This window comes from Neiella marina (assembly GCF_002165625.1).
GTDB classification, from domain to species: domain Bacteria; phylum Pseudomonadota; class Gammaproteobacteria; order Enterobacterales; family Neiellaceae; genus Neiella; species Neiella marina.
In genome coordinates this window covers 117617-123692 of sequence record NZ_NGNS01000012.1, presented here as the reverse complement: position 1 = coordinate 123692, position 6076 = coordinate 117617, and the positions used below count along the sequence as shown (strand labels likewise).

The 6076-nt window shown below is 48.0% G+C and carries 3 protein-coding genes; 1 reads left to right on the top strand and 2 read right to left on the bottom strand.

Annotated elements, in window-relative coordinates; genetic code table 11:
- Positions 1 to 138: 138 nt before the first annotated feature.
- A complete protein-coding gene (locus tag CBE68_RS10905) occupies positions 139 to 3297 on the bottom strand; it encodes an efflux RND transporter permease subunit (RefSeq protein ID WP_087506118.1) in 3159 nt (1052 codons plus the stop codon).
- A 10-nt stretch (positions 3298 to 3307) separates the two neighbouring features.
- Positions 3308 to 4459, bottom strand: coding sequence for an efflux RND transporter periplasmic adaptor subunit (locus CBE68_RS10900; protein WP_229744741.1), 1152 nt, complete (start codon positions 4457 to 4459; stop codon positions 3308 to 3310).
- 508 nt (positions 4460 to 4967) lie between these two features.
- On the opposite strand from CBE68_RS10900, the gene CBE68_RS10895 reads away from it, so the two are divergent.
- Positions 4968 to 6002 (top strand): flagellar hook-basal body complex protein, encoded by a 1035-nt coding sequence (locus tag CBE68_RS10895; RefSeq protein ID WP_087506117.1) that lies wholly within the window; start codon positions 4968 to 4970, stop codon positions 6000 to 6002.
- Positions 6003 to 6076 lie beyond the last annotated feature (74 nt).

The following is a 6076-nucleotide window of genomic DNA, read 5'->3' as shown; positions in this document are numbered from 1 at the left end:
GACGGCAGTAATAGACATAAAAAAATCCGGCTCCATAAGGGGAAACCGGATTGTCCTATGTTCAGAAGATCGGTCAACCGATCCTTAACTGATCAGCATTGCGCTCATCGTAGCGGGCTTTACTCAGTGGTTACTGGGCTATTGCGCCGTTGCTTCGCTCTGTTCGGTCGATTTTGGTTTGCGACCGAATATGCGGTTGAACACGGCGCGGAACAGTGCACTGATATCTTCCAAAATCAGGTACAAGCACGGCACTAGCACTAGGGTAATGACGGTTGCAAACATCACCGCAAAACCTAGAGCTACTGCCATTGGAATCACGAATCGTGCTTGTAAGCTGGTTTCGAACATAATCGGCAGTACCCCAGCGAAAGTGGTAATTGATGTCAGTGTGATCGCTCGAAAACGAGCACAGCCTGCTTCGATTACCGCGTCGCGGATGCTGTAGCCAGCGGCTCGGCGTTGATTGACGAAGTCGGTCATCACTAAGCTGTCATTAATCACCACACCGGCTGCCGCAATGAGACCAAAGGTCGACATCATGCTCATATCAATGCCAAACCAGAAGTGCCCCCATATTGCCCCGGTTAAACTAAACGGTATCACCGACATGATGATGAGCGGTTGTGCATAACTCTTCAGTGGCACCGCGAGCAACACGTACACCATGATCATGCCGGCAATAAAGAATAAGATTTGCTCGTTTTGCTGGGCTTGCTGCTCTTCAATAGAACCGCCAAGCTCGGTTTTAACACTCGGGAAGTCCTCCAACAGTTTTGGTAGCAACTTCTCTTTGATGTCCTCAACGACTTGGTTGGGTTCGATCACTTCTTCATCGATATTGCCCCAGACGTATACGCTGCGGAAGCCGCCTTCACGTCGAATATAGCTGATGCCTGGTTTTTCTATCAGTTCAACGACGTCACCAAGCATGACTTCTTCGCCAGCTGGCGTTCTAATCACGGCGTACTTCAGTTCGGCAAACTTTTCTCGAGTTAGGCGAGGGTAGCGCACCATCACTTTCACTTCTTCGCCATCTCGCAAAACGCGCTGGGCTTCGCCACCATAGAAGCTCGTACCTACCTGGCTTGCTATCATTGCCAGATCTAGCCCTAGATCATAGGCCACTGGGCGAAGACTGAGTTGGACTTCTTTTGACGCCGGGTCAATGGTTGAGCTGACATCAAATAAGCCATCCTTTTGCTGCAACATGGCAATAAATTCACGGCCAGCAGCGTTGAGAGTATCGATATCTGGGCCGAATAGCAGGTAACCGAATTCGCCATCGTTGCCGCCACTGTTGACGTCATCATAAACAGTAAATGACTTCATACCAGCGATGGCAGGAATGGCCTCGCGCCAGCGTCGAGCCAATTCAAACGTATCGAACGGACGCAGCTCTTCGTCGACCAATGGCACCACTAACCTGGCTTCTGTTCGGCCTTGGTTAAACGCCAGAATGTCGCGGATCATGCCTTGGCCGAAGTCTGCTTTGGTTTGCTCCTCAATAGCCATGATGGTCGACTCTACCGTGCGAAGCGCATTGATGGTTTGCTCATCAGAGACTGTTTCGTTCATCTCAATGGTAATTGACGGGAAGTCGTGCGGAACTTTGGGGCTAGGAACAAAGCGTACATAGTTAGCTGCCATCAGACCAAAACTGATAACAAGCAAAGCAACGAAACTAGCCGCTACTAGCCAGCGCCATTCGGTACAGCGAATAATAAAGTTCTTGTAGGGGCCGTTAATAAAACCAAAGAATCGGTCATTGAAACGAGCTCGCCAGCTGTTGGGTTTGATTGGCGTGAACTTGGTGTGGGCTAAGTGAGCCGGCAAGATCAGCTTGGATTCAATCAAACTGAAGGCCAAACAGAGAATCACCACAACGGCAATGTTGTAGAAGAACGCGCCTTCTGGGCCGCTGGTGAAAGTAAACGGCGCAAACACAGCGATGGTGGTGAGTACCCCGAAGGTTGCTGGCGTCGCTACCTTGCGAGCCCCTCTAACGACGCTATCAACTCCGCCTCCGGATTTTTCGACCTCAGTGTAGGCACTTTCTCCGATCACAATGGCGTCATCAACCACGATACCGAGCACCATGATAAAGGCGAATAAACTCAGGATATTGATGCTGACACCAAAAACAGGCATCAACATGACCGCTCCTAAGAAACAAAGCGGTAGGCCAACCATGACCCAGAACGCCAGCCTAAATCTTAAAAATAGGCTGAGCATGATGGCGACTAGCACCGAACCTTGGGCAAGGTTTTTCAACATCATGTCGAGGCGAGCGTTGAGGTAGTAGGTCATATCGACCAGAATTTTCAGCTCCATGCCCGCAGGAAGAGTTTCATTGCGCTTAGCAATAAAATTCTTCACCGACTCGGCAACAGGCACCATATTTTGGTCTTTAGTGGCATTGACAGACATATAGATGGCGTTTTCACCACTGTATCGGAAGTAATGCTCTCCCTCGGCAAACTCGTCTTTGATGGTGGCAATGTCTTTCAGCAGCACTTTGGCACCGTTAGCGCCAATTTTAATCGGAATGTTGCGGAACTCGTGGCCACGATAGAACTGGTTTTCTACCCGAACAGAAATAATCCCTGAGTCGGTACGCAGTTGGCCGGCGGAGAAGTTTGCCGAGTACTTGCGAATTGCCTCTGCAACTTGAGCCAGGGTTAAGTCATATTTGCGTAGTACGTCGGGTTGCACTTCAATGGCGATTTCATCATCTGGGGCGCTGAGTTGAACCAAAGATACATTGCTTAATTGCAATAGCTCGTCTTTGATTTCCCGCGCCATTGGCTTGAGTTCAGTCAGCGGAAAGTCTCCCACCAGAGACATTTCAATAATGTCTTGGCGGAACTCCGCTTGTGAAATTGTCACGGGCTCCATATCTGCCGGAAACGTTGCAATGCCATCGATTCGCAATTTTACTTTGTCGAGCACTTCTGGCAGATCTTTGTCCGGAAAGATCTCTAAGGTTACGCGGCCACCGTTACGCCAGGCGCGGGACACGCCCTTTTTAATCTCGGTAACATCCTTGAGCGCTTCTTCAATCTTAATTTGAATGCTCTCTTCAATTTCTTGCGGCGATGCACCGGGATAGTTGGTGTAAATATGGATGTAGTTGATTTCAATATTTGGAAACATTTGGCGTTGTATGGTCAGGTAACTAACTACGCCCATGATGATGATAAAAATCATCATCAAGTTTGCCGCCACTGAATTGTGGGCAAAATAGCCAATCAAACCAGAGCGGGTATTTTCCTGTGGTGGTGTTTGTTGATCCATCACTAACCCCTCAGCGCTGCGCTACTTTGGCATCGTCTTCGATGACTTTGACTTCCATGCCTTTTTGCGGGTACTCAGGCGGTGTCATCACCAACAGTTCGTCTTCATTAAGACCACTGTCAATCAGGAACATCTCGCCCTCTTCTCGCAGCACACGTACTTGTCTTGGCTGTAACTGTTGTTGTTCGTCGAGCAACCAGATGATTCGGTTGCTGACTAAATCTTGCGGCACTTCAAATACATTGGTGAGTTTTTTGCCGGCAAAGCTAACCTCGACGTAGCTACCGAATTTTAACGCTGGATCTGCGGAATTGAGACTGTATGGATCATCAATGCGAACAACCAAGTGGCTCATGCGAGTGGCATTATCTACCACTCCTAAGTCGCGGACTATGGTCGCGCTACGCGATATGCTGCGACGCCCTTGTGTGGTCACCACAGCACTAAGATTTTCAATCTCATCCGGTACGAACGCGCTGTCAAAACCAGCAATGGGGAATACCACTTCTGCGGTTTCAATACTGCTCAATTCAGCCACTACATCACCCGTGTGGACGAATTGCCCAGCACCTAAATCGCGACTGATCACCAGAGCATCGTAGGGCGCCCTGACCTCGCAATTCTCAAGGTCTCGTTGTGCCAAGCGCAATGCCGCAGTGGCGGACTGAACACTAGCTTTGGCGCTCATTACCTGGGGTTTACGAAGATACAGGTCAGATACTTTACGGTCGGACAACCGCTCCGCCTCACGTTCTGCCACCTTGGCCAGCGCTTCCTCTTCGATTAGCTGAGCTTTGGCTTGGCTTAAATTGGCTTGCGCTTGCAACAACGCAGCCTCATAAGTGTCTTTTTCAATGGTGAACAGAATGTCACCTTGTTTAATCAAACCGCCGGCCACAAAGTTAGGGTTCCAACTGACGATCTCACCTGCAACCTGAGCGGCAAGCATGGTTTTTTCGAGCGGTTTAACTTCACCAAAGCTGGTAATTGTTACTTGATAATCGGTTGGCTGTGCTGCCATTACACGTACCGAAGGGCGAGTATCCACTGGCTCTACTTGCTCATCTTTACCGGCAGTCGCATTAATAGTCGCCATACCGGCGGCGCCAACGCCAAGCACCACTATCGGAAGTACGACCTTCATCCATTTTGTTTTATTCATGACTCTGTATCCCTTGGACATCTGTCTCGGATTTATCTGACAGCATAGTAACGGCTATTGGTAATACAAAGATTAAGAAATTGTAAAAAGGTGTAATCTCTTGTCGAATTAGACACACTTTCAGCGTGATTATTTTCCATAAAGGCTAGAGAGATACAGGTTATCAACTGCTAACTAATTGAAAATGAATTGAAGTTGCTTGTTTTGGCTCGTTGAATTGTCAGTTTCTGTACAACGCACCTCGGGTGGCTAACTTATCGCTACTAGAACGTCATCTAAATGCCAACCGAGTGCGGCTAGTTGATCGCGCTTTGGTCGATTTGCTTGGCTGCTCTGAGTGACAAGCCAGTGATCCAACTTGATATTAACCATATTTATTTGATGGTTATTACCTGACGTCATGAACTTCTATAAATTACCGCGGTCTGTACTAGTCGTTGATAGTCAATAAGTTGTTTTGCTTGATAATCAGCGCTCTTTTCTAACAATTTGGTTTAAGGATAATACGATGCAAAAAGGAATTTGGGCGGCTGCCATTTGCCTATCTCTCTGTGCTTGTGGTGGCGGTGACTCTTCAAATGTAACAAACGTCGAAGGAACGGCGTTCGAATTAATCTCTCACAGGGACGACGATTACTTCACCCTCACTGATATCGCTCCAAGCGAACAAACTCCGAACAATGTAGCCACGCTCTATTACACCAACTCGATTTCCGTTCGCTTTGATGATGATGGTTATTTGCGCACACCTCAAAACTATTATGTATTGAGTGTGCCAGCTAATGCCGACGGCAGTGTGCCATCGCAGGCTTTAGCATCAGCAAAAGCTGTGCGGGTTGATTTTGGTGGTGAATCAATTGTCGAAGCGACTAGCCGCGTGACTGCTCAATTCAGTTTGCCTGTGGACTCTTCAGCCATTGATGTGCCGTTTGTGGATGTCGACTTTTGCGAGCTTGAAACTGACTCATTTAGCGTGACCGACAAAGTGTATGTGTACGACAGCTTGGGGGAGTCCCACAGTCTGAACTTGTTCTTTGCCAAGACGGCTGACGATACAACAAGTTGGGAAGTAAAGGCATTGATTGATTGCATGGAGCTTACTCCCCTCGAAGGGCAAGTACTTGATTTTAATGAGGCTGGTGAACTCGATATTGGCGATGCTGATGGCGATGGTATCGTTACATCTGGTGATGGAACAATTGAATATGCCGGTGTGTCATTCGAGACCGGTGCTGATGAGTTGCTGCTCACGATTGATTATTCTGAGACGATTTCTCGCTTTGTTGTTTTCGAACTGCTTAATTTTGAACAAAATGGCGTAGCACTTAGGCAATATGACTCGATGGAGATTAAGTCGAACGGCTTGATTCAACTCAATCACAATGGTGCTCATAGATATGTGAGCCGTTTACTGATGGCCGATTTTGAGTATTCCGAGCACTTAGCTGAAGTATCTGAGGGCATTTGGATGCGGACCGAAGATTCAGGGAATTTTTCTCATAGTGTTGGAGGCGAAATTCAACCAGTGACTTATTCGGAGTAGCAGTAATAGTCAGCAGACAATAAAAAACGCGGCCACTGGCCGCGTTTTTTAATCTTGAGCGATAAGCGCTAGCG